Here is a 24,654-nt window from a genome sequence, read left to right as displayed (position 1 = left end):
ATCAGCGGTGCAGCCACATGCGGATCGCCAGCAGCAATTGCTCGGTGTTCACGGGTTTCGCCAGATAGTCGGATGCGCCTGCCTCCAGGCATTTCTCGCGGTCGCCCTTCATCGCCTTTGCGGTCAGCGCAATGATCGGCAGCCGCGCAAAGGCGGGGTTTTGCCGGATCGCGCCGATGGTCTGGTAACCGTCCATCTGCGGCATCATGATGTCCATCAGCACGACCGCGATCTTGGGATTGGACTCGACCAGCGAGATCGCCTCGTGACCGGTTGTCGCAGTCAACACCTTCATACCTCGCCGCTCCAGCACGCTCGACAGCGCGAAGATGTTGCGGGCGTCGTCGTCGACCAGGAGCGCGGTCTTGCCAATCAGATCCTCGTCGGAACTATTGAGCTTCTCCAGCATCCTCTGTTTTTCGACGGGCAATTCCGTGATCACACGGTGCAGGAACAGTGACGTTTCGTCGAGCAGACGCTCCGGCGACTCCACGCCTTTCACGACGATGCTGCGCGCCATCGTGTGCAGTTCCGCATCTTCCTCGGCCGAAAGTTCCCGGCCGGTAAACACGACAACGGGAATATTGGAGAGCGTTTCGTCCTTGCGGATCTGATCCAGCACCTCGAAACCGCTCATGTCGGGCAGGCGCAGATCGAGCACGACGCAGTCGCAGGGATTTTCGCGCAGCGTCGACAGCGCCCCTGCCCCGGTGCCGCTGGTCACGATCTCGATATCCTCGTGCCCGAGGAGTTCGGTGATGCTGAGCTGCTCGGCCGCATTGTCCTCGACGATCAGCAGGCGCTTGCGGCGCGGCCTGGCGTATTCCTTGATCTGCGACAGCGCCGCGCTGACGCCTTCGGTCGTGGTCGGCTTGTTGACGAAAGAGAACGCGCCGCGCGCCAGCGCGTGCTGGCGATCTTCGTCGAGCGTGATGATCTGGACTGGAATGTGACGGGTCAGCGGATTGTGCTTGAGCTGGCTGAGCACGGTCCAGCCCAGCATGTCGGGCAGGAAGACGTCGAGCGAGACCGCGCTCGGCTGGAACTGCTTGGCGAGATCGAGCGCCTCGGCGCCGCGGCTTGCGACCAGCACCTTGAAGCCCTTGTCGCGCGCGAGGTCGATCAGCACCCGCGCGTAATGCGGGTCGTCCTCGACGATCAGCAGGATGGTGTCGCCGGGCTCGAGATTGAGCCGGTCATCCGGCAGCTGCTCGATCACACGCTCCTGGGTACCGGACGATGACTGCAGCGACGGCGCCGCCGTGTGCGGCATTTGTATCGGCTGAGCCTGCGGCCGCAATGCGACCGACGGTCCGGCATATTTCAGCGGCAGATAGAGCGTGAAGGTCGAGCCCTTGCCGGGCGCACTGCGCAGATGAATCTCGCCGCCGAGCAGGCTCGCCAGCTCTCGGCTGATGGCAAGGCCGAGACCGGTACCGCCGTATTTGCGGCTGGTGCCGGCGTCGGCCTGCTGGAACGCCTCGAAGATCAGCTTCTGCTTGTCCTGGGGAATGCCGATGCCGGTATCCGACACCTCGAACGCCACGACGGCGGGCGCGGCATTGAGGATCGGATGCTCCGCGCTCCAGCCGCCGAGCGCGGCCGACACGGTCAGGCTGACGCCGCCATCGGCGGTGAACTTGAACGCATTCGAGAGCAGGTTCTTCAGCACCTGCTGCAGCCGCTTGGAGTCGGTGACCATGCTGCGCGCGAGGTTGGCATCGACATCGATGCTGAAGGACAGATGCCGGTTCTCCGCCTCGTGCCGGAACGGCCGGCCGACGGTCTCGAGCAGACTTGACGTCAGAATTTCCTCGGCATCGACCGTCACCGTACCGGATTCGATCTTGGACAGATCGAGAATGTCGCTGATCAGGTTCAGCAGATCCGTACCGGCGCCGTGAATTGTGCGGGCGAACTCGACCTGCTTGCCGGTCAGGTTACCGTCCGGATTCTCGGTGAGCTGCTGGCCCAGGATCAGGATCGAGTTCAGCGGCGTCCGTAGCTCGTGCGACATGTTGGCGAGGAATTCGGACTTGTACTTCGAGGTCAGCGACAGCTCGGTCGCCTTCTCTTCCAGCGCGCGGCGGGCCTGCTCGATTTCCTGGTTCTTGCGCTCGACGTCGACGTTGCGTTCGGCGAGCTGCTGGGCCTTCTGCTCGAGCTGATCGTTGGTCTGCTGCAATTCCTTCTGTTGGGTTTGCAATTCGCCGGCGAGCTGTTGCGACTGTTTCAGCAGCGCCTCGGTCTGCATCGTCGCCTCGATGCTGTTGAGCACGATGCCGATGCTGTCGGTGAGCTGTTCGAGGAAGCTGATCTGCGAGGTCGTAAACGAGGAGATCGAAGACAGCTCGATGACAGCCTTGACCTGGTTCTCGAACTGCACCGGGAACACGACGAGGTTCTTCGGCATGATCCGCATCAGGGCCGAATTGATCGGTACGGCATCGCCCGGAATATCCGAGACGAGACGCTGCCGCTTGTCGAGCGCGCACTGGCCGATCAGTCCCTCGCCGAACTGGACGATTTGCGGATGCGGGTTGCTGCTGTCGCTGGCGTAGGCCGCTAGCAAACGCAGCTGCGCATTCTCGGGATTGTCGACCTGGTAGATCACGCCCATATGGGCATTGATCAGCGGCGCAAGCTCGGTCAGCAGCAGCCGGCCGACGGTCGCAAGATCGCGCTGGCCCTGCAGCATGTTGGTGAAGCGGGCCAGATTGGTCTTCAGCCAGTCCTGCTCGGTGTTGCGCTCCGTCGTAAGACGGAGGTTGCCGATCATCGTGTTGATGTTGTCCTTGAGCTCGGCGACCTCGCCGCGCACGTCGACCTGGATCGAGCGCGTCAGGTCGCCCTTGGTCACGGCAGTCGCCACTTCCGCGATCGCGCGCACCTGAGAGGTCAAATTGGCCGCCAGCAGGTTGACGTTGCCGGTGAGGTCCTTCCAGGTGCCTGCTGTGCCGGGCACGTTGGCCTGACCGCCGAGCCGCCCCTCGACTCCGACTTCGCGGGCCACGCTGGTGACCTGTTCGGCGAAGGTCGCAAGCGTCTCGGTCATGTTGTTGATGGTGTCGGCGAGCGCGGCCACCTCGCCCTTCGACTTCACCGTGAGGTTCTGCTTCAAGTCGCCGTTGGCGACCGCAGTCACCACCTTGACGATGCCGCGCACCTGCTCCGTCAGGTTCGCCGCCATGACGTTGACGGTGTCGGTGAGGTCCTTCCAGGTGCCGGCGACGCCGCGCACCTCGGCCTGGCCGCCGAGCTTGCCCTCGGTGCCGACCTCGCGCGCCACGCGCGTCACCTCGCCGGCAAAGGCGTTGAGCTGATCCACCATCGTGTTGATGGTGTTCTTCAGCTCGAGGATTTCGCCCTTCACGTCGACCGTGATCTTGCGCGACAGGTCGCCGCGCGCCACGGCGGTGGTCACTTCGGCGATGTTGCGGACCTGGGTGGTCAGGTTCGCGGCCAGGAGGTTGACGTTGTCGGTGAGGTCCTTCCAGGTGCCGCCGACACCGGGCACCACGGCCTGGCCGCCGAGCCGCCCCTCGGTGCCGACCTCGCGCGCCACGCGCGTCACTTCGGCGGCGAACGAGCGCAGCTGCTCGACCATCGTGTTCAGGGTGTCCTTGAGCAGCAGGATCTCGCCGCGCACGTCCACCGTGATCTTCTTCGACAGGTCGCCGCCGGCGATCGCGCTCGCGACCTCGGCGATGTTGCGGACCTGCGCGGTCAGGTTCGACGCCATGAAGTTGACGTTGTCGGTGAGGTCCTTCCATGTGCCGGCGACGCCGGGCACTTCGGCCTGGCCGCCGAGTTTGCCTTCGGTACCGACCTCGCGCGCGACGCGCGTGACCTCGCCGGCGAAGGCGTTGAGCTGGTCCACCATCGTGTTGATGGTGTTCTTCAGCTCGAGGATTTCGCCCTTCACGTCGACCGTGATCTTGCGCGACAGGTCGCCGCGCGCCACGGCGGTGGTGACCTCCGCGATGTTGCGGACCTGGGCGGTCAAATTGCCGGCCATCGAGTTGACGTTGTCGGTGAGGTCCTTCCAGGTGCCGGCGACGCCGGGCACGTTGGCCTGGCCGCCGAGGCTGCCGTCGGTGCCGACCTCGCGCGCGACGCGCGTCACCTCGCCGGCGAAGCGGTTGAGCTGGTCCACCATCGTGTTCAGCGTTTCCTTCAGCTGAAGGATCTCACCGCGCACGTCGACCGTGATCTTGCGCGACAGGTCGCCGCCGGCGATCGCGGTCGCGACCTCGGCGATGTTGCGGACCTGTGCCGTCAAATTGCCCGCCATCGAGTTGACGCTGTCGGTCAGATCCTTCCAGGTGCCCGCGACGCCGGGCACTTCGGCCTGACCGCCGAGCTTGCCGTCGGTGCCGACCTCGCGCGCCACGCGCGTCACTTCGCCCGCGAAGGCGTTCAGCTGGTCCACCATCGTATTGAGCGTTTCCTTGAGCTGAAGGATTTCGCCCGACACGTTCACCGTGATCTTCTTCGACAGGTCGCCCTTCGCCACCGCGGTCGCGACCTCGGCGATATTGCGGACCTGCGCCGTCAGGTTCGAGGCCATCGAGTTGACACTGTCGGTCAAGTCTTTCCAGGTACCGGCAACGCCGCGCACCTCGGCCTGGCCGCCGAGCTTGCCCTCGGTGCCGACCTCGCGCGCCACGCGCGTGACCTCGCCGGCGAAGGCGTTGAGCTGGTCCACCATCGTGTTGATGGTGTCCTTCAGCTCGAGGATCTCACCGCGCACGTCCACCGTGATCTTCTTCGACAGGTCGCCATTGGCGACCGCGGTGGTGACCCCTGCGATGTTGCGAACCTGCGCGGTCAGGTTCGAGGCCATGAAGTTGACGTTGTCGGTGAGGTCCTTCCAGGTGCCGGCGACGCCGAGCACGTTGGCCTGGCCGCCGAGCTTGCCTTCGGTGCCGACCTCGCGCGCCACGCGCGTCACTTCGGACGCGAAGGCGTTGAGCTGGTCGACCATCGTGTTGAGTGTTTCCTTCAACTGAAGGATCTCGCCCGACACGTTGACCGTGATCTTCTTCGACAGGTCGCCGCCGGCGATCGCGGTCGCGACGTCGGCGATGTTGCGGACCTGCGCAGTCAGGTTTGACGCCATGAAGTTGACGTTGTCGGTCAGGTCCTTCCAGGTGCCGGCGACGCCGGGCACCTGGGCCTGGCCGCCGAGCTTGCCTTCGGTGCCGACCTCGCGCGCCACGCGCGTCACTTCTGAGGCGAACGAGTTGAGCTGGTCGACCATCGTGTTGATGGTGTCTTTCAGCTCGAGGATTTCGCCTGACACGTCGACCGTGATCTTGCGCGACAGGTCGCCGCGCGCCACGGCCGTGGTCACATTGGCGATGTTGCGGACCTGGGCGGTCAGGTTGCCGCACATCGCGTTCACGGAATCGGTGAGGTCCTTCCAGGTGCCGGCCACACCGGGCACGATCGCCTGGCCGCCGAGCTTGCCGTCGGTGCCGACCTCACGCGCAACGCGCGTCACTTCCGAAGCAAACGAGCGCAGCTGATCGACCATCGTGTTGATGGCCTCCTTCAGCTGCAGGATCTCGCCGCGAACGTCGACCGTGATCTTCTTCGACAAGTCGCCGTTGGCGACCGCGATCGTCACCTCGGCGATGTTGCGGACCTGGCCGGTCAAATTGTTGGCCATCGAGTTGACGCTCTCGGTCAGGTCCTTCCAGACGCCGGTCACTTCCGGCACTTGGGCCTGGCCACCGAGCTTGCCTTCGGTGCCGACCTCGCGGGCCACGCGTGTGACCTCCGAGGTGAACACCGAGAGCTGCTTGATCATCGTGTTGACGATGTTCGCCGATTGCAGGAATTCGCCGCGCAGCGGCCTGCCCTCGACATCGAGCTGAACGGTTTGCAGCAGATCGCCCTGCGCCACGGCGGCGACCGCGCGGGTGACCTCGCGGGTCGGCCACAAGAGGTCGTCGATCAGCGTGTTGACCGAGCTTTCCATATCGGCCCACGCGCCGCTGGCGAGGCCGAAATTGACGCGCTGGCGAGTTTGCCCCTCGCGGCCGACGACCTGCCCGACGCGCGCCAATTGCTGAGCCATGCGCTCGTTGGCGGTCGCGATCTCGTTGAAGGCGTCCGCGATCTTGCCGTCGATACCGAGGTAATCGCCACGCATCCGAACCGAGAAATCGCCGCCGCGCATCGCCTGCAGGGACTGCAGCAGATCGTGCGAGGAATCGAGGCTTCCATTCGATGATTGAGCGCGGCGTGTTTCAGCACGGGGACGAGGCGGAGAACCGAGATCGGTCATGTAATTTCCCCTACGCACTGGCTTACGAATCCTAAAGACTCGGAAAAGCCAGTGTGACCATAAGAATGATTGCTCTTGATCGATTCAAGCGGGAAAACGCCAAAACCGCGATTTGTGACGCAAACCGAGTGACTTAATCGCTAATGGAACCAAAAGTTCCGACCCGGCATTGTAACTTTTCGCAGAGTGGGACTAGCGTTCGGCCGGCCAGCTTCGCCGCACCAATTGCACCCGCTCGATGCGGCTGCATTGTTCGCAGCGGTATTGAAGGATGTCCTTGCCCTCGCTGCCCGGATAGCTGCTCTCAAGCCGCATCGTCCTGATGCAGCTGATGCAGGAGATCAGCGTCAGCAGCGGGCTGCGATCGTCATTCATCGATGCCCGCGGTGGCGCGGTCGGATCGGCGATCATGGCGCTGGGCAATGCTATGGTGTTGGCTCTCACCACAAGAAAATGCCGATCCTGCGGCTCAGGTTCCGACTCGGAAACCCGATTTACGCTCGAAGCGCGCGTCCGCGCTGGTTCGACCGGGCGGCCGGATCACACCCTGGCGTGGCCCGGTTTGGGCTTAGGCTTGTCCGGCCTGGCCTTGTCCGCCTTGACCGATGCAATCGGGCGATCCGCATAGCTTCGGCTGAGCCGCTCGCGAACGGTCGGGAGGCGCTCGCCGCCACCGGCGGCTTTCCATCGGCCGATCAGCTCGGCGACCTCTGCGCGCATCGCCATCAGCCGGTATGACGCTTCGCTGCAATCCAGGTCGCGATTGACCTGGTCCCGGATCGACGCTTCGATCAAGGTCATCTCAGCCCGCAAAGTGCTGATCCTGCGACGAATTTCATTGATCTTGTTGTCCATGGGTTGTTAGAACAAAAATAGAACATATTGTCAAGTCACGATCCGGCAAGTGAGGTGGACCATGAGCACAGCGGCGGTGAGATTTGGCGGGGTTGCGGACCGCTTCGGCGGTCTGATGTCGCGCGCCCAGGCGCTGCGGTTGAGGAGCCTGGCCGAGGAGGCTTATCAGCCGGACCAGTACGCGCGCGACTTGACGTCGGAGGAAGCCGAACGGCGCATCGACGCCCTCCGGGCGGAGATCGCGCTGGCGGACTCGTTCTGAGCCACCCCCCTGAGGCTCTGATATAGCGGCGCAGCTGGGTCTGTTCTGTTATTGCTGCTTTGCCGCTGCTTGATCTGGGGGGGAAGTCTTTCGTGCTCGAGTTGGAGAAGCGCTCGCCGCTTGCGTTCCCGATCACGCTCAAGGACGGGCGAATACTCGCAACGGTTGGCGACGCGGCGGACTATCTGTCAGCGCTGAACGCGGATCAGCGCGAGCGCGGCTATTGGAAGACGGCGATCCTGATGTTCAACAACGCGATGCGCGAACCCAGCTACCTGAGGATCGCGACGATCAACATGCGCTCTGCGCTTGTGTATGACCGCCTCGTCGACGACGCCGGCTCCTGATTGTGGCGCGGCAGCTACAGCCGAATCGGCGGTGGTTGCGTACGGCCCTTGTCGTTATGGCCGCAAACAAGGTAACGGCGGTACACGCGACGGCCGGGCGCACCATGCACTTCGGCCGCACTCTCGGGCCGCCTCGGAGGGCCAAAGGCGGCCCATTTCTTTTCAAATCAATTTTGCGCGGACGAACAGCACCCGCAGCGCGCTGGTCGCCTGCACGGTCAGCATGGCGTTGCCGGCGGCTCGCTCCAGCGCAGCCAGCGCGTCGTCGTGCAGCGAGCGGAACTCCATCCATTCGACGGCGCTGAGATTGCTGATGAAGCGGTAGGCCTGGCCGACGGTCGCGAGCGTCACCGTCTCGCCATTCAGCCGCACCTTGAATGTCGCCTTCAGCGGCGTGTCGGATTTGGAAGTGTCACCCATGGCGCGGTTGTGCGCCGCGGCGCGTTAATGTCAATCTAATTTCTCCGCGTCCGCGCAGCTGCGCCTGCCCCACTGAATCGCAATGTCTGTTAGCGTTTCATCCGGCGTTTCCTGGGGGTGATTCGTGCCTGATCTTGCCAACACGGCCTATCTCGATGCGCTTAATTCCGAGCAGCGCCGCGCCGTCGAGTACGGGGTCGGCGACGATGGCATCGTCGGCGCGCCGCTGCTGGTGATCGCGGGCGCGGGCTCGGGCAAGACCAACACGCTCGCCCATCGCGTCGCGCATCTGATCGTCGCCGGCGCCGATCCGCGCCGCATCCTGTTGATGACCTTCTCGCGGCGTGCCGCGGCCGAGATGGCCGGCCGCGTCGAGCGCATCGCCCGCCGTGTGCTCGGCGATCGCGCCTCCGTCATGACCGATGCGCTGAATTGGGCCGGCACGTTCCACGGCATCGGCGCGCGGCTGCTCCGCGAATTCGCCGAGCGTATCGCGCTCGACCCGGCATTCACGATCCATGATCGCGAGGACTCCGCCGACCTGATCAACCTGGTCCGTCACGATCTCGGTTTCTCCCGTACCGAAAGCCGGTTCCCCACCAAGGGCACCTGCCTTGCGATCTATTCGCGCTGCGTGAATGCGGAACTGCCGGTCGAGGCCGTGCTCGGCCAGTTCTTCCCCTGGTGCTCCGGCTGGGCCAGTGAATTGAAGCAGCTGTTCGCGGCCTATGTCGAAGCCAAGCAGCGGCAGAACGTGCTCGATTACGACGACCTCCTGCTCTACTGGGCGCAGATGGTGACGGACAGCGCGCTGGCCGAGGAGATCGGCGGCCGCTTCGATCATGTCATGGTCGACGAATATCAGGACACCAACCGCCTGCAGTCCTCGATCCTGCTCGCGCTCAAGCCGGCCGGGCACGGGCTCACCGTGGTCGGCGACGACGCGCAGTCGATCTATTCGTTCCGTGCCGCCACCGTGCGCAACATCCTCGACTTCCCGAGCCAGTTCAGCCCGGCCGCCGAGATCGTCACGCTCGACCGCAACTATCGCTCGACCCAGCCGATCCTGTCGGCCGCCAACGGCGTGATCTCGCTCGCCAAGGAACGCTTCACCAAGAACCTGTGGAGCGACCGCACCTCGACCCGCAAACCGCTGCTGGTCACGGTCCGCGACGAGGCCGATCAGGCCCGCTACATCGTCGAGCAGGTGCTGGCCAATCGCGAGGAAGGCACGCTGTTGAAGCACCAGGCGGTGCTGTTCCGCACCTCCTCGCACAGCGGTCCGCTGGAGGTCGAGCTGACTCGCCGCAATATTCCGTTCGTGAAATTCGGCGGCCTCAAATTCCTCGACGCCGCGCACGTCAAGGACATGCTGGCGCTGCTGCGCTTCGCCGCCAATCCGCGCGACCGGGTCGCGGGCTTTCGCATCCTGCATCTATTGCCCGGCGTCGGGCCGGCCTCGGCACAGCGCGTACTCGACCGCATGGCCGAGGCCGCCGATCCGATTGCTGCGCTCGCAGCGCTGCCCGCCCCACCCCGCGCCGGCGCCGACTGGCGGCTGTTCGTCGAGGCGATCGAGAACCTCCGCTACTCGGAATGGCCCGTCGACATCGAGCGCGCGCGGCTCTGGTACGAGCCGCATCTCGATCGCATCCATGAAGACAGCGAGGTCCGCCGCGCCGACCTCATCCAACTCGAACAGATCGCCGCCGGCTATCCGTCACGCGAACGCTTCCTCACCGAGCTCACGCTCGATCCGCCCGACGCGACCAGCGACCAGGCGGGCGTGCCGCTGCTCGACGAGGATTACCTGATCCTGTCGACCATCCATTCCGCCAAGGGGCAGGAGTGGAAATCGGTCTATGTGCTCAACGTCGTCGACGGCTGCATGCCGTCCGACCTCGGTGCCGGCACCTCGGCCGAACTCGAGGAGGAGCGCCGCCTGCTCTATGTCGCGATGACCCGGGCCAAGGACGACCTGCATTTGCTGGTGCCGCAGCGCTTCTTCGTCCACGGCCAGGCCGCCAGGGGCGACCGCCACATGTACGCCTCGCGGACCCGCTTCATCCCGGAGCGACTGCTGCCGATGTTCGAGCGGACCACCTGGCCACGCGCCGCCGCCGCGCAAGCCTCAACCGCCAATCGCGCGCCGCCGATCGACATCGGCGCCCGGATGCGTGGCATGTGGCGCTGACACGGGTTCAAGGGATTTTCGCATGACCCGGAACGAAGCCGCCGGCGCAACGCGCCGTCCGTAATCGGCAGACGGCCATTCCAGGCGGCTCCGGCGCGCCGCTAGGACAGTTGCTGATCGCCGCGCTCACGCGGTCGCCACGAAGCTCACTCCGATCCGGGTCTTCTTGCTCCAGATCACCTGGCACTCATAGACGACGGATGCCTCACGGGCCATCATCAGGCGGAATCTGTGCGGGACGAAGGCCGGATTCTCGACCTCGATGGCGGCGCCTTCCGGCGAAATGTTCACGATCGTGCAATGCATGACCGAACCGCCCGACGAGACATAGCCGGGTTCATTGACCTCGGTTCGCGGATGCTTGCGCTTTTCGTCCACCCGGCCTGCCCCCCAAGCTTTGTGTACCCAAACGTGGGGGATCGGCATTGCCGGAGTCAACGGCTGGTGCCGCCCACTTCGGGTTTTCGCACTACGATTTGTGCGCAGCAGTAAGCCGGATTGCTTATCGCGTCCGTGCAGATGAGCCCCGCGTCGGTGCGGGCTTGCCGTTCGCGACGGCGCAAGGATAGCTTCATCCTATGGGCGATGCGCTGGCGCAACGCACGCTCCCAACAACAATGAACAGGCGCCATGGGGAGACGCGCCATGTTCGAGATTCTCGATCGCCGGACGACTCTGACCGGCAACCAGATCAAGATCCTTGCCGCGGCCATCATCGGCGATGCGCTGGAATTCTTCGACTACTTCCTGATCGGCTTTGTGCTCGCCTTCCTGATCGGCCCGTGGAAGCTCACCTTCGGCCAGTCGGCCACCGTGCTGATGAGTTCCGGCATCGGCGCCATCATCGGCGCCTATCTCTGGGGCTGGCTCGCCGACCGCGTCGGGCGCCGCATCGTCTTCATCGGCACGGTGCTGAACTTCTCGATCGCGACCGGCCTGCTCTATTTCACCCCCGACAATGGCTGGGTTTACCTGGCGATCCTGCGCTTCTTCGTCGGCACCGGCGTCGGCGGCCTGTATTGCGTCGACCTGCCGCTGGTGCAGGAGTTCATGCCCTCGCACAAGCGCGGTTGGGTCGGCGGCCTCGTCACCTGCGTGATCCCGCTCGGCGTCGGCCTTGGCGCGGTGCTGGGCGCGATCATGGGCACCGATCAGTGGCGGCTGCTGTTTGCGATCGGCGTGCTGCCGGCGGTCCTGGTGCTGCTGGTCAGGCTCTGGGTTCCCGAGTCGCCGCGCTGGCTGTGCCGGCAGGGACGCTACGACGACGCCCGCAAGTCGCTCGCCTGGGCGCTCGAGGTGCCGCCATCGGAACTGCCTTTGCCGAGCGCGGCCGACGCCGGCCCGATCGTCAAGACGAGCTGGTTCGACCTGTTCAAATATCCGCGCAGCCTGATCGTCTCCTGGCTCGGCAATGCCGGCGCGCAGACCGGCGTCTACGGCATCACGCTATGGGCGCCCGCGCTGTTCGTGCTGCTGCTCAAGGTCACGCCGCAGGAGGCTGCCAAGATGATGATCCTGCTCAGCGTCACCGGCTTCCTCGGCCGCCTCTCGTTCTCGTATTTCTCGGAGCTATTGGGACGGCGCGTGGCCGGCGGCCTGCTCGGCTTCGGCGCCGGAGCGCTGACCATCATTGCCGGCTATCACTACGACGCGACGCTGTTCGGCATGTCGGCGTTCTGGCTGCTGCTCGGCGCAGCCTTCTTCTTCGCCGACGGCGGCTTTGCGATCGTCGGCCCCTATGCCGCGGAGGTCTGGCCGTCGCATCTGCGCACCACGGGCATGGGATCCGCCTACGGCTTCGGCGGCATCGGCAAGATCATCGGGCCGGTCGGCCTCGCCTTGATCGTCGGCTCGAGCAACTATCTCAAGCCGGACGTGCCGCTGACCCAGATCCCGACCGCCTTCGTCTATCTCGGCTGCTGGTTCCTGATGGCGGGCGCGGTCTATCTGTTCTTCGGGCTTGAGACCCGCGGCAAATCGATCGAGCAGATCGACCGGGAGCTCAACGCGGCGGCTGACGTCGCGGCCTCCGCAACGATCCGGCGCGCCTGAGGGAGGCGGACATGAATACGACTTCTGCGGATCTTGCCGGCGACCGTGACGTGATCGCCCGCGCCGAGGCGGTCCGGGACGTGGTTGCGGCCGCCTCCGACGAAATTGAGACAACCCGCCGGCTGCCGCCCGATTTGCTCGACCGGCTGCATGAGGCGCGGCTGTTCCGCCTGCTGTTGCCGCGTTCGACCAACGGGATCGAGACCGATCCCGTCACCTTCTTCCATGTCATCGAGACCATCGCCAAGGCTGATGCCTCAACGGCGTGGTGCCTGAGCCAGGCCGGCGGCTGCGCGATGTCGGCCGCCTATCTCGACCTGCCGGTCGCGCAGGAGATGTTTGCCGACCCGCGCGCCGTGCTGGCCTGGGGCCCCGGCCCGAAGGTCAAGGCGATCGAATGCGCGGGTGGCTACCGCGTCAGCGGGGTCTGGTCATTCGCGTCTGGCGGGCGGCACGCCACCTGGCTCGGCGCCCACTGCCCGATCTACGCCGCGGACGGCTCGCCGCGCCGCGACGCCAACGGCGAGCAGCTCGAGCGCACCATGCTGGTGCGGACCGAGGACGTCGAATGGACCGACATCTGGAACACGGTCGGGCTGCGCGGCACCGCCAGCGACCAGTTCGCGCTCAACGACTTCTTCGTCCGCTCGGACCATTCGATCACCCGCGAATTCGACCGCGAGTGCCGCGAGAACGGGCCGCTGTACCGGATGAGCAACCACACCTGCTACCAGGTCGGTTTCGCCGGGGTCGCCTGCGGCATCGCCCGCAGCGCACTGGACAATTTCGTCGACGTCGCCCGCAACAAGGTGCCGCGCGGCATGAAGACGACCTTGCGCGACAATGCCGTGGTGCAATCCGGCCTCGCCCAGGCCGAGGTCAGTCTGCGCGCCGCCCGCGCCTTCCTGCTGCAGTCGATGGCGGACATCTGGAAAGACCTGGTTGCCGGCCACAGCATCACGGTCGCGCAGCGCATGACGATCCGGATGGCGGCAACGCACGCCATCCACAAGGCGCGGGAAGCCGTCGACTTCGCCTACAGCACGGCCGGCGCCACCGCGATCTTCGACGGCCATCCGCTGGAACGCCGCTTCCGCGACATCCACACCGTGACCCAGCAGCTGCAGGGACGCTTGAGCCATTTCGAGACCGTCGGCGCCTGGATGCTCGGCGTCGATGCCGACCTCAGCTTCGTCTGATCTGAATTCTCAGGGAGAAGAACCATGCCATTGGGCGGACTGCAGCATTTCACCATCGAGCCGCAGGATCTGGAGAAGACCAAGGCGTTCTATTGCGACGTGCTCGGGCTCGAGAATGGCGATCGGCCGCCGCTCGATTTCCCCGGCTACTGGCTCTATTCCGGCGGCCAGGCCGCCGTCCATTTAATGGGCACCCGCAAGCCACGCGACGGCATCGTCGTGCGTGGGACGGAGAAGAAATATGAGGACACCGGTCGTCTCGACCATATCGCCTTTGCCGCGACCGACGTCGATGCCGTACGCAAGCGCCTCCAGGCGAACAACATCAGCTTCCGCGAGCAGATCGTGCCGCGCACCGGCGACACCCAGATATTCCTCTACGATCCCGACGGCGTCGGCGTGGAGCTGAACTTCCCCAAGAGCTGAAGCGGATTTCCCTGCTCAACAAATCGCCGACGCAAAGCGCCGGCCAATATTTCCCATTGCGAAAGCGGTTCCCGACAAGGCCCTGACTCGGCCATCACTCGGGCGTGATCCGGTCGGTTTTTCTTCAACATTGAATGACGAATTAACCGGGCCGCGCCGCTGCGGCAGAATAGCCGGGTGCTGCGCCTTTAACCTACCCCAGGGCATGGTGGCCCGGCTATTCGTCCCCACTTCGCGCTTAGTCGAGCCCGCGCTCGTGGCTGAGGCGAACCATTTCGTTGATGAAGATTTGCTTCTGCTTGTCGTCGAGGCTCGCAAACAGCGGCTCGGCGGCGTCCGCCACGCCGCGCTGATCGACCGCGCGATCGTTGAGGAACTGGGCCTCGTTGCGCATCTGCTCGATGATGTCGTCAGGCGGATCTCGCTGCGCGCGTGCAATGCGCAGGTTGAGCCGGTCCGCGCCATTGTGGCCGAGATAGTGCATCGCGCTGTTGAAGCCGGCCCAGTTCTTCTCCTGCTCCGGCGTCAGGTTGAGCTCCTTCTTGATCCGCTCGATGTTGGCGTCGCTGTTGGCGACGATCTGTTCGGCCGTGAGCTGCGGTGCGCCGGCCTGGGTCAGCACCGTCGGCGCTTGTTTGGCGCCCTTGTCCTTGGCGGCGGCCTTGGCCGATTTGGCGGCCTTAGCGCCCTGCTTGTCACCGGACGCCGGCGCCTGTGCGTTCTTGCTGTTGCCGGCATTGGGGTTGCCGTTGTTGCCGGTCAACACCCCGGTCACGCCGGTCACGACCCCGACCACGCCGCCGATGGCTCCGCCGAGAACCCCGCCGACCGGTCCGGCAGCCTTGTTGCCTTCGCGCGCGCCCTGCTCGACCCCCTGCACGATCTGCGCATCGACCATATGAGGCACTGCAAGCAGCGTGACGGTGGTGGCCGCAACCGCGGCGCACAATCTCCATCGTGCTCGCAGCTTCGCTACCGGGATGAGCATGATCGGGTCTCCGTGATCGATGGTGGATTGCAGGGTTGATGCGGCGGGCAGGCTCGACGAATCCGAATTTTATCGTCTCCCCCTTCGGCAAGTCTATCGGCTGCACCGGGCATCAACATGACGGAACAGGGTTCGGTCAGGCAGACTTGAGAGCTGCGGCTCAACCGCGCACCCGTCGGCGCGTGCGTTCAGCAGGTCTCGCGTGCGCCGCAGCAAGATCTCAACAGGTGCTGTAATCCGCGGTGACGCCGGCACTGCCTGCGATTTGACCACAACGTTAGTACTACGCGACAAGGGCATCTCGTTTCTCGACAGCCGCCGGCAATTCTGTTCTGATCAGTGTGAACGAAATCCCGCGACGTCGCGCGAACGCGACGCACAAAAACGACAACGGGATTCGAAAAGTCTTTTGTCCGGTGGCTCGCCAGGGAGGGAACGCCATGTCACGGAAGACGCTTTCACGCCGAGAATTCGTTGCAGCGACAGCGCTGTCATCGGCGGCGCTCATCACAGCCCCCTACGTGCGTGGCGCCTACGCAGCCGGAAAGCTCTCGATGGGCTTCTGGGATCACTGGGTGCCGGGCGCGAACAGTGCGTCCACCGATCTGGTCAATGAATGGGCCGCCAAGGAAAAGGTCGAGGTCCAGATCGACTACATCACCAGCCAGGGCAACAAGAACATCGTCACCATCGCTGCCGAGGCGCAGGCGAAATCGGGTCACGATATCTTCCAGATGCCGACGTGGTGGCCGCAGGCCAATGCCGAGCTGCTCGAGCCGGTCAACGACATCATGGACCCGCTCGTCAAGCTGAATGGCGAGGTCAATGGCACGGTGAAGTATCTCGGCCAGGCCGACGGCAAATGGCTTGGCGTTCCCGCCAGCGTCGGCAGCCAGATCAAGGGCCCCTGCTCGCGCATCGACCTGATGAAGAAGCACGCCGGCATCGATGTGCAGGAAATGTATCCGGCCGGGAGCCCGCCGAAGGCGGATAACTGGACCCTCGATACGTTCCTCAAAGCGGCCGAAGCCTGCCACAAGGCCGGCTTCCCGTTCGGTATCGGCCTCGGCGAGACCAGCGACAGTGTCGACACCGCCGGTGCGATCTTCCAGTCGTTCGGTGCGCAGCTGGTCGACGCCAAGGGCAATTTGACCGTCAAGACCGACGCGGTGCGCCAGTCGCTCGAATTCTACAAGAAGCTGCTCGCCTTCCTGCCGCCAGACGTCGCCGCATGGGACGATGCCTCCAACAACAAATGGCTGGTCGCGGGCAAAGGCGCGATGATCATGAACCCGCCGAGCGCGTGGGCGGTTGCCAAGCGCGACGCGCCGCAAGTCGCGGAGCAATGCTGGACGCACGGGTTCCCGGCCGGCCCGAAGGGACGTTTTGCGCCCTATCTGCCGTTCTTCTGGTCGATCTGGTCGTTCTCAAAGAACAAGGAGGCGGCCAAGAGCCTGCTTTCCTTCCTGTCGCAACCTGCGTCGATCGAGAAGATGGTGGTCGCGAGCGGCGGCTACGACCTGCCGGCCTACGAGAAGCTCACGACATTGAAGGTCTGGGAAGAGCAAGGCCCGCCCAAGGGCACGCTCTATCACTACCCGAACCCCTACAAGCACCAGACGCTGTCGATTGCGGCCTCGCCTGCACCGCCCAAGGTCGCGCAGCAGATCTACTTCCAGGCCACCCTGACCAAGATGTGCCTGCGGTACTACCAGGGTGAAGCCATGGAGAAGACGCTAGCCTGGGCCGAGGGCGAGTGCGAAGGCTTCATGCGAAGCTGACGGCAATCGAGCCCCGCGCGGCCGCAGATAGTGCCGGTCGCGCGAGGTCTCGTTTTCGTACCCCGACCGCCGAACCGGCGAGCTGTGCAACCAACCCGCGCGAGGGACCTCCGTTATGGTCGATGTCGCATTCCAGTCCAACCGCACAGCTGCAGCCCAGTCGGGGCGTAGACGGGTCGGCCTGCGCAACGCGCTGCGGCGCAAGTCGATGTCCGCGTTCCTGATGACGCTGCCGTTGATCCTGCTGATCGCCGTGCTGGTGATCTATCCGGCGATCTATTCGCTGCATCTGGCGACGCTGAACAAGGCGATGACGAAGTTCGTCGGCTTCGGCAATTTCGAGTTCCTGTTCAAGCGCGACACTTTCTGGCTGGTGGTCAAGCAATCCTGCATTTTCGCGATCTCCGCGGTGATCTTCAAAGCGCTGATCGGCTTCATCGTCGCGCATTTTGTGCACAACGTGCCCGCCAACAAGCAGCGCAAATGGCGCGGCATGCTGCTGGTGCCGTGGGTGATCCCGCCGGCGATGAGTACGCTGGCCTGGCTGTGGCTGTTCGACCCGTCCTACAGCGCGTTCAACTATACGCTCTCCATCTTCGGCATCGGGCCGATCCCGTGGACCGGCGACGCAATGTGGGCGCGGTTCTCGGTGATCCTGGTCAATGTCTGGTACGGCGCGCCGTTCTTCATGATCATGTATCTGGCGGCGCTGAAATCGGTACCCGAGCAGCTCTATGAGGCGGCGGCAATCGACGGCGCCAATTGGTGGCAGCGCATCTGGTACGTGACCCTGCCGATGATGCGCAACATCATCGCGATCACGACGCTCTTCTCGCTGATCGTGACCTTCGCCAATTTCGACATCGTCCGCATCCTGACCGCGGGCGGCCCGCTCGACCACACCCACATCTTCGCAACCTGGGCGTTCCGCGTCGGCATCGAGGGCAGCGACATTCCGCTCGGCGCCAGCGTCTCGCTGTTCATGGTGCCGATCCTCGCTGTCGCGGCGATCTTCATCCTGCGCGACATCACCAAACGCGGCAACGAATCCTGATGAGCACCGTGACGATCGACAAGGCGGGACCGACGCGCAAGGTGAAATACGGCAGCATGAGCCGTGACCGGACCTGGGCGCTGCGCTGGTCCTATTTCTTCCTGACGCTGTTTGCGATCTTCTCGCTGACACCGCCATTCTACATGCTGATCACGTCGCTGAAGGGTAGCGCGGAGATTTCAGCGGCGACCAATCCGTGGTGGGTGCATCAACCCACACTCGAAAACTACGTCCAGCTGCTGACCTCGAACCAGTTCCTGCGCTTCTTCTGGAATTCGGCCTGGGTCTCGATCATCGTCGTCACCATCACGATGCTGATCAGCGTGCCGGCCGCCTTTGCGCTGGCGCGGATGAAATTCTGGGGCTCGGCGACGCTCGCGACCGGCGTGTTCCTCACCTATCTCATCCCGGACAGCCTGCTGTTCATCCCGCTGTTCAAGATGTTCGCCGTGTTCGGCGACTGGACTGGCATCCAGCTCGTCAATCGCTGGTACGTGCTGCTGTTCATCTATCCGACGCTGACGGTGCCGTTCTGCACCTGGATCATGATCGGCTATTTCGCCTCGATCCCGAAGGAGCTCGACGAAGCCGCGATCATCGATGGCGCGAGCTGGTTCCAGACGCTGACCCGGATCTTCATCCCGGTCGCCCTGCCAGGCCTGATCGCGGCCACGATCTTTGCCTTCACGGTTTCCTGGGCCCAGTTCCTCTATCCGCTGGTGTTCACGACCTCGACGGATCAGCTCGTACTGCCGGTCGGCATCATCACCACCTTGATCAAAGGCGACGTCTTCAACTGGGGACAGATCATGACCGGCGCCCTGCTCGGCGCCGCGCCGCCGCTGATCATCTACGCTTTCCTGATGGACTACTACATTGCCGGCCTGACCGCCGGTGCGACGAAGGGTTGAACGCGACAAGGGTAGGAATTCATGGCCGACGTCAGTTTGCGCAAGGTGGTGAAGCGTTACGACGAGGTCGAGGCGGTGCGCGGCATCGACCTCGATATCGCCGACCATGAGTTCGTGGTGCTGGTGGGCCCAAGCGGCTGCGGCAAGTCGACGACCTTGCGGATGATCGCCGGCCTCGAGGACATTTCCGACGGCGACATCATGATCGGCGGCGATGTCGTCAACGACGTGCCGCCGAAGGACCGCGACATCGCGATGGTGTTCCAGAATTACGCACTCTATCCGCATATGACCGTTGCCGAGAACATGTCGTTCGGGCTGCGGCTGAAGCACTACCCCAAGGCGGAGATCAAGAGCCGGGTCACCGAGGCCGCCCGGATGCTCGACATCACCGACCTGATCGACCGCAAGCCCAAGCAGCTCTCCGGCGGCCAGCGCCAGCGCGTCGCGATGGGACGTGCGATCGTGCGCAATCCGAAGGTGTTCCTGTTCGACGAGCCGCTGTCCAACCTCGACGCCAAGCTGCGCGTGCAGATGCGGATCGAGATCAAGAAGGTGCATCAGAAGGTCCGCACCACGACCGTCTACGTCACCCACGATCAGGTCGAGGCGATGACGCTGGCCGACCGCGTGGTGGTGATGAACCACGGCAGGATCGAGCAGATAGGCACGCCTAATGAGCTCTATCACAAGCCGGCGACGCGGTTCGTCGCAAGCTTCATCGGCTCGCCCGCGATGAACTTCGTGCCGTGCCGGCTCGAGGACGTCGGCGGCAAGCTCAACGTCCGGCTGACCGATCGCCTCGCCTTCGCGCTGCCGCCGGCGCGCGCCGCGCGCTACCAGGCCCTCTCGCGCACCGACAGGCTGCTGCTCGGCATCCGGCCCGAGCACATCATGGAGGCGCGGCCGCATGCCGAGCCCGGCGTCGAGCCGTTCGACGCAGTACTCGACGTCACCGAGCCGATGGGGATGGAGACCCTGGTCTATTTCACGCTCGAAGGCGGCCAGATCTGCGGCCGGGTCAGTCCCAATGCCGGCGCGCAGGATGGCAGCCCGCTCCGATTGGCTGTGGACCTCAACAATATGCATTTGCTAAACGAGGTGACCGGCGCCGTCCTTTGACGGCTTACAAGAAACCTCAAGGGCAGGAAATGGCCACCAACAAGAAGAAGATTTTCATCACCCAGACTCTGTCACCGGGGGCACGGGCGCTCCTCAACGAGCGGGACGACGTCGAACTCATCGAATTTCCCAACCTGATCTCGGCCAAGGACTTCCAGGCGATGCTGGAGCAGCACGCGCCGGTCCATGGTGTGGCGCTCGGCGCCACCCGCTTCGGCGAGGCGGAGCTCGAGGCCTCCAAGGGCATGCTGGTGGTGACCCGGATCGGCGTTGGTTACGACGCGGTCGACGTGCCGGCGCTGTCCCGCCGCAAGGTGCCGCTGATGGTCGCAGGCACCGCGAACTCGCCGTCGGTCGCGGAGCATGCCTTGTTCATGATGCTGACGCTGGCCAAGCGCGCGCAGGAAATGCACTCGATGGTCAAGGACGGCACCTGGGCGAGCCGGCTCGGCGTGCTGCCCTTCGATCTCTACGGCAAGACCGTTTTGATCGTGGGCTTCGGCCGGATCGGCACCCGCACCGCCAAGCGTTGCCTCGCGATGGAAATGAACGTGCTGGTCTATGATCCCTACAAGCCCGCCAGCGAGATCACCGCGGCCGGCTGCGAGGCCGTGCCGAGCTTGGAGGCGGCGCTGCCGCGAGCGGATTTCGTCACCATCCACTGCCCGAAGTCGCCCGAGACCGTCGGCCTGTTCAACGCCGCGCGGATCAGGCTGATGAAGCCGACCGCCTACCTCATCAACACCGCCCGCGGCGGCATCGTCGACGAGAATGCGCTGCACGACGCGCTGGTGTCGGGCAAGCTCGCCGGCGCCGGTCTCGATGTGTTCGAGGTCGAGCCGCCGCCGGTTGGCCAGCCCCTGCACGCCTTGCCCAACGTGATCATGGCACCGCATGTGGCCGGCGTGACCGTCGAGGCCGTCGATCGCATGAGCGAGCAGACCGCGCGCAATATCCTGAGCGTGCTGGACGGCAATCCGCTGCGCCAGAATGTAATCAACCAGGACGTCCTCGGCTGACCTTTCAGCTTTCTCGTTGGCGCCGCGGCCGATCGGCAGGATCGGCCCGGCGATGCGGAGTACCCAAATGGCCTTCAAGGAATTCGGCAACTACGATGCGGTCGGTCTCGCCGAGCTGGTCCGCAAGAAAGAGGTGACGGCGAAGGAGCTGCTCGACGAGGCGGTCGCGCGCACCACCGCCGTCGACCCAAAGATCAACGCGGTCGTCGTCAAGCATTACGACTACGCCGAGCGCCAGATCGCCAAGGGCTTGCCCGACGGCCCGTTCACCGGCGTTCCGTTCCTGCTGAAAGACCTCGATCTGCTCGAGGGCACCCGCACCACGTCGGGCGCCAGCCTGCTGAAGGACTTCGTCGCAGACCACAACGGGACGCTGACCCAGCGCTTCCTCAATGCGGGACTTGCGATCTTCGGCAAGAGCGCGAGCCCGGAATTCGGCCTGATGCCGACGACGGAATCGCGTCTGTTCGGCCCGACCCGCAATCCCTGGAATCTCCAGCATTCCTCCGGCGGCTCGTCCGGCGGCGCCGGCGCTGCGGTCGCCGCGCGCATCCTGCCCGTCGCGCATGCCAGCGACGGCGGCGGCTCGATCCGGATTCCCGCCTCCGCCTGCGGCGTGTTCGGCATGAAGCCGACGCGCGCCCGCAACCCCTGCGGTCCCGATCGCGGCGAAGGCTGGGGCGGTTTCTCGGTCGGCCATGTGCTCAGCATCAGCGTCCGCGACAGCGCCGTGATGATGGATGCGATCCATGGCCCGGAGCCGTCGAGCCTCTACGTCGCGCCGCCGCCGGAGCGGCCGTTCTCGCAGGAAGTCGGCCGCGACCCCGGCCAGCTGCGCATCAGCTTCACCGACAAGTCGCCCTATGGCGATGCCATCGACCCGGAGATATCAGCGGCGGTGCGCGACACCGCCAAGCTGCTGGCCGGCCTTGGCCATCATGTCGAGGAGCGCGCGCCGCCGCTTGCAGCCGATCCCGCCGCGCTCATGACCACGATCGTCGGCGGCAACACGGCCCTGACCATTCGCCTGCTCGAGCAGCGGGTCGGGCGCACGCTGACATCTGACGACGTCGAGCGGCTGACGCTCGCCAGCGGCCAGAACTCGGTGAAGATGACGCCGGCCGACTATGTCGCGGCGCAGCTTGCGGCGTTCCAGGTCTCGCGCGGGCTCGCGACCTTCTTCGAGGGCTGCGACGTCTTCCTGAGCCCGACCCTGTGCGCGCCGCCGCTTCGTCTCGGCGAGTTGAACACGATGTCCGAGGATCTGAGCCACATCGCGCCGGTGCTGCGCCGCTACATGCCGGGCACCTCGATGTTCAACATGTCCGGGCAGCCGGCGATGTCGGTGCCGCTGGCCTGGAACAAGGCCGGCCTGCCGCTCGGCATGATGTTTGCGGCCAAGCTCGGCGAGGAAGGACTGCTGTTCCGCCTGGCCGCCCAGCTTGAACAGGTTCGTCCCTGGAAGGACAAGCGACCGCCGGTCTGCGCCTAGCTCCATCAAGCGAAGCGCCTAGCTGACAAAGGATAGTCAGATCAGGTAGATAGAAAGGGCGTCGGCGCGATTCCGCCGGCGTTGTGCCTGGGAGACCGAACCGTGAGCGACCCGACCGACAATGCGCTTGCCGCGATCGCGAGCATTCTCGATCAGACCAAGACACCTCACGAGAAGGCCAAGTCGCCGGACGACACGACCGACGGGGCGGCTGAGCCGACGCCGCCAGTCTCGATCGCAATGCCACCGCCCCTGCCGACGTCGATCGAAGTCGTTACCGTCGAGACCGTATCCATCAAGACCGTGACCATCGAGGCCGCGCCCGCCGAACCGGCGGCTGTCGAGCCGGAGCCGATCGAGGAGCCGGCGCCGACCGAACCGTCACAGCCGGTCGCACAGGCTGAGCCCAGTGAGCCGCCGACGAGTGAGCCCGAGCCGAGCGCGCCGGAGCCGGAGCCGATCCAGCCGCCCCAACCGATCGAGGCCGACGGCTATTCCAAGTCCGGCCCAGGCCCGATGGCTGCGCTGCGCTTCCGCTGGACGGTGCGCCAGGACGGCGCCCAGTACTATGTCGACGAGACCGTCGGCGAAGGAACGGCCCCACTGGTCAATGGCCCGATGGGCCGGGATGCCGCGATCAAATTCGTCGATGATCGCGAAGCCGAAGCGCGGCGGCGCTTCGAGCATTTCAAGCACGAGATCGCCAGCCGCACTGCGGCCGCCCTGCGGATGAGCCGGGACAGCAACGAGGCCTAGCCCTGCGGCGGCCGCGGCGGTCCCAGAAAGTCCTTCTTCGCGAGATCGACGCCGGCGTGACGCAGGATGTCGTAGGCGGTTGCGACATGGAAGAAGAACTGCGGAACGCTGAAGGTCAGGATCAGGGACTTGCCGGTGAATGGCCTGGTTGCGCCGCTCCTGAACGTGAATACGACGTTCATGTCGGTCGCGGCGTCGATCACCTCCCGCGGCAGGCCCTGCACAAAATCGATCGTAGCGGCAATCCGCGCTTTCAGCCCGGCGATGTCGATTGACGCGTCAGGGAAGACCGGCGGCGCACACCCCGCCAGCAAGGCGCAGCTCAGGACGACGTGCCGGTTCGCCTCCCCGACCTGCTGGCGAAGGCTGTACATGTTCGGCGCGAGCCGCATTCCGAGCAACACGTCTGGATCGAGCTTGCGCGCCCTGGCGTGCGCCTCGGCATGATCGAGCAGCGCGGAAAGATTGCGCAGATACGGCACATAAACACCGACGGATGCGTCATGGAGCGAGATGGTCACTTTTGCCCCGCAATACTGGCTCGATCGTCCCATCTGGTCTAAATGCTCCGCAACGACATGTCATCGGAATTGACGGAGAAATCAGATGTTTCGCGCGCTGGCCGGTCTCGCTCTCGTTCTGCTCCTGTCGGCTGCGCATGCACAGCCGGCGCCATCTCGGCTCGATGAGATCGTCGCGCGCGGCACGCTGCGGGTCGGCATGACCGGCGACTATCTGCCCTTCACGGCGCTCGACAAGGAGACCAAGATATTTCGCGGCTTCGACGTCGACATGGCGCAATCGCTCGGCAAGGCGCTCGGCGTCAAGGTTGAGTTCGTGCCGACATCATGGCCGCAAATGATGAAGGATTTCGAGGCCGACAGTTTCGACATCGCGATGGGCGGCATCTCCATCACTTACGACCGGCAGAAGAAGGGCCTGTTCTCGACGCCGATCATGCGCGAGGGCAAGACGCCGATCGCGCGCTGCGCCGACAAGGGCAAGTTCGAGACGCTCGCCGAGATCGACAAGCCCGGCACCCGCGTCATCGTCAATCCCGGCGGTACCAACGAGCGCTTTGCGCGCGCCAATGTGACGGCCGCCGACATCCGCGTCTTCAGCGACAACACCAAAATCTTCGACGAGATCGCCAAGGGCGACGCCGATCTGATGATGACCGACGCCTCCGAGACGCGCTATCAGCAGAAGCTGCACCTCGGTGTGCTCTGCGCCGTGCATCCCGACAAGCCGTTCGACTTCGCCGAGAAAGCCTACTGGATGCAGCGCGACGTCGCCTTGAAGGCGTTCGTCGACCAGTGGCTTCACATCACGCGCGAAGACGGCAGCTACGCGAAGATCTACGCTGCGTGGTTCGAATAACCTGCAGCGTCAGACCCCGGCTCCGAAAAATTGATGCGCACGGCCTGAAACCGAACCGCGATCCAATGCTTTGAACCTAAGCCGCGAGGACACGACTCATG

21 protein-coding genes are annotated in these 24,654 nt (G+C 64.6%); 14 read left to right on the top strand and 7 right to left on the bottom strand.

Annotation, left to right across the window (positions count from 1 at the left end; genetic code table 11):
- Window position 1 precedes the first annotated feature (1 nt).
- The 3 genes from JQ507_16510 to JQ507_16500 form a co-directional block, all read right to left on the bottom strand.
- Window positions 2–6,187 (bottom strand): HAMP domain-containing protein, encoded by a 6,186-nt coding sequence (locus JQ507_16510; GenBank protein ID QRI73370.1) that lies wholly within the window; start codon window positions 6,185–6,187, stop codon window positions 2–4.
- A gap of 300 nt (window positions 6,188–6,487) precedes the next feature.
- Complete coding sequence (locus JQ507_16505) at window positions 6,488–6,706, bottom strand: hypothetical protein (GenBank protein ID QRI73369.1); 219 nt, start codon at window positions 6,704–6,706, stop codon at window positions 6,488–6,490.
- Window positions 6,707–6,835: 129 nt separating this feature from the next.
- Entirely contained in the window at window positions 6,836–7,150 is a 315-nt protein-coding gene (locus JQ507_16500) for a hypothetical protein (protein ID QRI72961.1), read from the bottom strand.
- A 115-nt stretch (window positions 7,151–7,265) separates the two neighbouring features.
- Between JQ507_16500 and JQ507_16495 the strand changes: the two genes are divergently transcribed.
- On the top strand, window positions 7,266–7,412 hold the full coding sequence (locus JQ507_16495; protein ID QRI73368.1) for a DUF3072 domain-containing protein: 147 nt from the start codon (window positions 7,266–7,268) through the stop codon (window positions 7,410–7,412).
- 92 nt (window positions 7,413–7,504) lie between these two features.
- Window positions 7,505–7,759: a hypothetical protein gene (locus tag JQ507_16490; GenBank protein QRI73367.1), complete on the top strand. Its 255-nt coding sequence runs from the start codon at window positions 7,505–7,507 to the stop codon at window positions 7,757–7,759.
- Between the two features lie 162 nt (window positions 7,760–7,921).
- Here JQ507_16490 and JQ507_16485 read toward each other — a convergent pair whose 3' ends face one another.
- Window positions 7,922–8,179, bottom strand: a complete 258-nt coding sequence (locus JQ507_16485; GenBank protein QRI72960.1) for a hypothetical protein — start codon at window positions 8,177–8,179, stop codon at window positions 7,922–7,924.
- Window positions 8,180–8,303: 124 nt separating this feature from the next.
- On the opposite strand from JQ507_16485, the gene JQ507_16480 reads away from it, so the two are divergent.
- Entirely contained in the window at window positions 8,304–10,373 is a 2,070-nt protein-coding gene (locus JQ507_16480) for an ATP-dependent helicase (GenBank protein ID QRI72959.1), read from the top strand.
- Between the two features lie 126 nt (window positions 10,374–10,499).
- Here JQ507_16480 and JQ507_16475 read toward each other — a convergent pair whose 3' ends face one another.
- Window positions 10,500–10,751 carry a PilZ domain-containing protein gene (locus JQ507_16475; protein QRI72958.1) on the bottom strand — a complete coding sequence of 84 codons (252 nt, stop codon included), beginning with the start codon at window positions 10,749–10,751 and terminating at the stop codon, window positions 10,500–10,502.
- A 267-nt stretch (window positions 10,752–11,018) separates the two neighbouring features.
- Here JQ507_16475 and JQ507_16470 point away from each other — a divergent pair, with 267 nt between their 5' ends.
- From JQ507_16470 to JQ507_16460, 3 genes are read left to right on the top strand one after another with little or no spacing between them, the layout of a single operon-like run.
- On the top strand, window positions 11,019–12,425 hold the full coding sequence (locus JQ507_16470; GenBank protein ID QRI72957.1) for an MFS transporter: 1,407 nt from the start codon (window positions 11,019–11,021) through the stop codon (window positions 12,423–12,425).
- A gap of 11 nt (window positions 12,426–12,436) precedes the next feature.
- Window positions 12,437–13,624 (top strand): acyl-CoA dehydrogenase, encoded by a 1,188-nt coding sequence (locus tag JQ507_16465; GenBank protein ID QRI72956.1) that lies wholly within the window; start codon window positions 12,437–12,439, stop codon window positions 13,622–13,624.
- Between the two features lie 24 nt (window positions 13,625–13,648).
- The gene (locus JQ507_16460; GenBank protein QRI72955.1) at window positions 13,649–14,050 is read left to right on the top strand and encodes a VOC family protein; all 402 of its coding nucleotides are present in this window, start codon (window positions 13,649–13,651) and stop codon (window positions 14,048–14,050) included.
- Between the two features lie 238 nt (window positions 14,051–14,288).
- Here JQ507_16460 and JQ507_16455 read toward each other — a convergent pair whose 3' ends face one another.
- On the bottom strand, window positions 14,289–14,948 hold the full coding sequence (locus tag JQ507_16455; GenBank protein QRI73366.1) for a Spy/CpxP family protein refolding chaperone: 660 nt from the start codon (window positions 14,946–14,948) through the stop codon (window positions 14,289–14,291).
- A 530-nt stretch (window positions 14,949–15,478) separates the two neighbouring features.
- Between JQ507_16455 and JQ507_16450 the strand changes: the two genes are divergently transcribed.
- The 7 genes from JQ507_16450 to JQ507_16420 all read left to right on the top strand — a co-directional run bounded on the left by JQ507_16450 (window position 15,479) and on the right by JQ507_16420 (window position 23,173).
- Window positions 15,479–16,819 carry an extracellular solute-binding protein gene (locus JQ507_16450; protein QRI72954.1) on the top strand — a complete coding sequence of 447 codons (1,341 nt, stop codon included), beginning with the start codon at window positions 15,479–15,481 and terminating at the stop codon, window positions 16,817–16,819.
- A gap of 115 nt (window positions 16,820–16,934) precedes the next feature.
- Window positions 16,935–17,873, top strand: a complete 939-nt coding sequence (locus tag JQ507_16445; GenBank protein QRI72953.1) for a sugar ABC transporter permease — start codon at window positions 16,935–16,937, stop codon at window positions 17,871–17,873.
- The gene (locus tag JQ507_16440; protein ID QRI72952.1) at window positions 17,873–18,784 is read left to right on the top strand and encodes a carbohydrate ABC transporter permease; all 912 of its coding nucleotides are present in this window, start codon (window positions 17,873–17,875) and stop codon (window positions 18,782–18,784) included. Before JQ507_16445 ends, JQ507_16440 begins: the two co-directional genes overlap by 1 nt.
- Before the next feature lie 21 nt (window positions 18,785–18,805).
- Window positions 18,806–19,906 (top strand): sn-glycerol-3-phosphate ABC transporter ATP-binding protein UgpC, encoded by a 1,101-nt coding sequence (ugpC, locus tag JQ507_16435; GenBank protein ID QRI72951.1) that lies wholly within the window; start codon window positions 18,806–18,808, stop codon window positions 19,904–19,906.
- A gap of 29 nt (window positions 19,907–19,935) precedes the next feature.
- On the top strand, window positions 19,936–20,925 hold the full coding sequence (locus JQ507_16430; GenBank protein QRI72950.1) for a hydroxyacid dehydrogenase: 990 nt from the start codon (window positions 19,936–19,938) through the stop codon (window positions 20,923–20,925).
- A gap of 67 nt (window positions 20,926–20,992) precedes the next feature.
- Window positions 20,993–22,417 carry an amidase gene (locus tag JQ507_16425; protein QRI73365.1) on the top strand — a complete coding sequence of 475 codons (1,425 nt, stop codon included), beginning with the start codon at window positions 20,993–20,995 and terminating at the stop codon, window positions 22,415–22,417.
- Window positions 22,418–22,519: 102 nt separating this feature from the next.
- On the top strand, window positions 22,520–23,173 hold the full coding sequence (locus JQ507_16420; GenBank protein QRI72949.1) for a hypothetical protein: 654 nt from the start codon (window positions 22,520–22,522) through the stop codon (window positions 23,171–23,173).
- Here the strand turns inward: JQ507_16420 and JQ507_16415 are convergent.
- The gene (locus tag JQ507_16415) at window positions 23,170–23,727 is read right to left on the bottom strand and encodes a DUF1993 domain-containing protein (GenBank protein ID QRI72948.1); all 558 of its coding nucleotides are present in this window, start codon (window positions 23,725–23,727) and stop codon (window positions 23,170–23,172) included. The two genes, JQ507_16420 and JQ507_16415, sit on opposite strands and share 4 nt — an antisense overlap.
- 52 nt (window positions 23,728–23,779) lie before the next feature.
- Between JQ507_16415 and JQ507_16410 the strand changes: the two genes are divergently transcribed.
- Window positions 23,780–24,553 (top strand): transporter substrate-binding domain-containing protein, encoded by a 774-nt coding sequence (locus tag JQ507_16410; GenBank protein ID QRI72947.1) that lies wholly within the window; start codon window positions 23,780–23,782, stop codon window positions 24,551–24,553.
- The last annotated feature ends 101 nt before the right edge of the window (window positions 24,554–24,654 follow it).

The sequence above is a fragment of the Bradyrhizobium sp. PSBB068 genome (genome assembly GCA_016839165.1).
Taxonomy (GTDB): domain Bacteria; phylum Pseudomonadota; class Alphaproteobacteria; order Rhizobiales; family Xanthobacteraceae; genus Bradyrhizobium.
Note: the sequence above shows the minus strand (reverse complement) of the source record. Positions and strands in the feature narration are given on the sequence as shown.

Coding starts and splice junctions, on each gene's coding strand:
- JQ507_16430 (QRI72950.1), top strand. CDS start 19,936: ATGGCCACCAACAAGAAGAAGATTTTCATCACCCAGACTCTGTCACCG.
- JQ507_16465 (QRI72956.1), top strand. CDS start 12,437: ATGAATACGACTTCTGCGGATCTTGCCGGCGACCGTGACGTGATCGCC.
- JQ507_16505 (QRI73369.1), bottom strand. CDS start 6,706: ATGATCGCCGATCCGACCGCGCCACCGCGGGCATCGATGAATGACGAT.
- JQ507_16500 (QRI72961.1), bottom strand. CDS start 7,150: ATGGACAACAAGATCAATGAAATTCGTCGCAGGATCAGCACTTTGCGG.
- JQ507_16510 (QRI73370.1), bottom strand. CDS start 6,187: ATGCGCGGCGGCGATTTCTCGGTTCGGATGCGTGGCGATTACCTCGGT.
- JQ507_16425 (QRI73365.1), top strand. CDS start 20,993: ATGGCCTTCAAGGAATTCGGCAACTACGATGCGGTCGGTCTCGCCGAG.
- JQ507_16470 (QRI72957.1), top strand. CDS start 11,019: ATGTTCGAGATTCTCGATCGCCGGACGACTCTGACCGGCAACCAGATC.
- JQ507_16455 (QRI73366.1), bottom strand. CDS start 14,948: ATGGTCGATGCGCAGATCGTGCAGGGGGTCGAGCAGGGCGCGCGCGAA.
- JQ507_16460 (QRI72955.1), top strand. CDS start 13,649: ATGCCATTGGGCGGACTGCAGCATTTCACCATCGAGCCGCAGGATCTG.
- ugpC (QRI72951.1), top strand. CDS start 18,806: ATGGCCGACGTCAGTTTGCGCAAGGTGGTGAAGCGTTACGACGAGGTC.
- JQ507_16415 (QRI72948.1), bottom strand. CDS start 23,727: ATGGGACGATCGAGCCAGTATTGCGGGGCAAAAGTGACCATCTCGCTC.
- JQ507_16485 (QRI72960.1), bottom strand. CDS start 8,179: ATGGGTGACACTTCCAAATCCGACACGCCGCTGAAGGCGACATTCAAG.
- JQ507_16410 (QRI72947.1), top strand. CDS start 23,780: ATGTTTCGCGCGCTGGCCGGTCTCGCTCTCGTTCTGCTCCTGTCGGCT.
- JQ507_16440 (QRI72952.1), top strand. CDS start 17,873: ATGAGCACCGTGACGATCGACAAGGCGGGACCGACGCGCAAGGTGAAA.
- JQ507_16495 (QRI73368.1), top strand. CDS start 7,266: ATGTCGCGCGCCCAGGCGCTGCGGTTGAGGAGCCTGGCCGAGGAGGCT.
- JQ507_16445 (QRI72953.1), top strand. CDS start 16,935: ATGGTCGATGTCGCATTCCAGTCCAACCGCACAGCTGCAGCCCAGTCG.
- JQ507_16450 (QRI72954.1), top strand. CDS start 15,479: ATGTCACGGAAGACGCTTTCACGCCGAGAATTCGTTGCAGCGACAGCG.